Origin of the sequence: Desulfovirgula thermocuniculi DSM 16036 (assembly GCF_000429345.1) — a bacterium.
Lineage (GTDB): Bacteria > Bacillota > Desulfotomaculia > Desulfotomaculales > Desulfovirgulaceae > Desulfovirgula > Desulfovirgula thermocuniculi.
The window spans coordinates 1-1,034 of record NZ_AUBR01000136.1 but is presented as its reverse complement, the minus strand read 5'-3'; the positions used below and the strand labels follow the sequence as shown (position 1 = coordinate 1,034).

Genomic DNA, 1,034 nt, shown 5'->3' with positions numbered 1-1,034 from the left:
GAGACGGCGAAGATCGCCGTGCAGGCGGCTCTCACGGGCCACCTGGTGCTGTCCACCCTGCACACGAACGACGCGGCGTCGGCCCCGGCGAGGCTCGTCGACATGGGCGCCGAGCCGTACCTGGTGGCCTCGTGCCTGCTCTGCGTGGTCGCCCAGCGGCTGGTGCGGAAGGTCTGCCCGGACTGCGCGGAACCCTACGAGCCGCCCCCCGACTCGCCTGTGTGGGGATTTCTGGGCAACGGTGCCGGGAACGGCGCCGCGTCTTTGCGCCGCGGGCGGGGCTGCCCCTCCTGCGGCCGGACGGGCTACCGCGGCCGCACCTGCGTGGCCGAAGTGATGGCGGCCTCCCGCGCCATAAGGGACCTCGTGAGGAGGAACGCCGACGCCGACGCGGTGCGGGACCAGGCGATTAGAGAAGGGATGGTGCCGCTGGTGGAGGACGCCAGGAGGAAGGCCCTGGAAGGTACAACCACGCCCGAGGAGGCGATGAGGGTTGCGGCATCTGCGGAGGACTAGCCTGAAGTGCGAGGTCTGCGGGAAAGAATCCCGCGACTGGGAAAGCTTCGTTTTCCGCTGGGAGTGCGACTGGCGCAGGAAAGAGTTCCGCGGCTTCGAGGTGCGGTGCAACGCCCCGGCCTGTTTCCCGAAAGTCCTGGCGGACGGCGTGATCGAAGGCTGGCACCACGCGCCGCACTTCCTCTCTCTCGGCGCCCTGGCGGGCTTCCTCGGCCACCTGCTGGTGATGCTCGAGGCGGGCTTCGCGCTGGCGGGCGCGCACAGGGCGGCCCTGGAAAGGTACCTGGGAACCTTCCTGGAGGAAATGGCCGGAAAAGGCGCCGCAGAAAGAAAGGACGGTGGGGCGAGTTGAGGCGGGTTTCGTTCGCCCTCAACGACGACCGCGGCTTCTCCCTGGCATCGGTGGTGGTCGCCATGGCGCTCCTCGCCGTGGCGGCCGCGCTGGTCGGCGCCCTGCTGGCGGGCTCCGTAAAGGCCCACAGGGCATCGGCGGAGGGCCAGACGGCCGCCCACCTGGC

At 70.3% G+C, this 1,034-nt stretch carries 3 protein-coding genes; all 3 read left to right on the top strand.

What is annotated here, in order from left to right:
- On the top strand, positions 1-516 hold a 516-nt coding region (locus tag G454_RS19800; RefSeq protein ID WP_169719388.1), incomplete at its 5' end, for a GspE/PulE family protein.
- Positions 494-868 (top strand): hypothetical protein, encoded by a 375-nt coding sequence (locus G454_RS0115270; RefSeq protein WP_027719243.1) that lies wholly within the window; start codon positions 494-496, stop codon positions 866-868. The genes G454_RS19800 and G454_RS0115270, both read left to right, overlap by 23 nt.
- On the top strand, positions 865-1,034 hold a 170-nt coding region (locus tag G454_RS22960), incomplete at its 3' end, for a prepilin-type N-terminal cleavage/methylation domain-containing protein (protein ID WP_425387452.1). The genes G454_RS0115270 and G454_RS22960, both read left to right, overlap by 4 nt.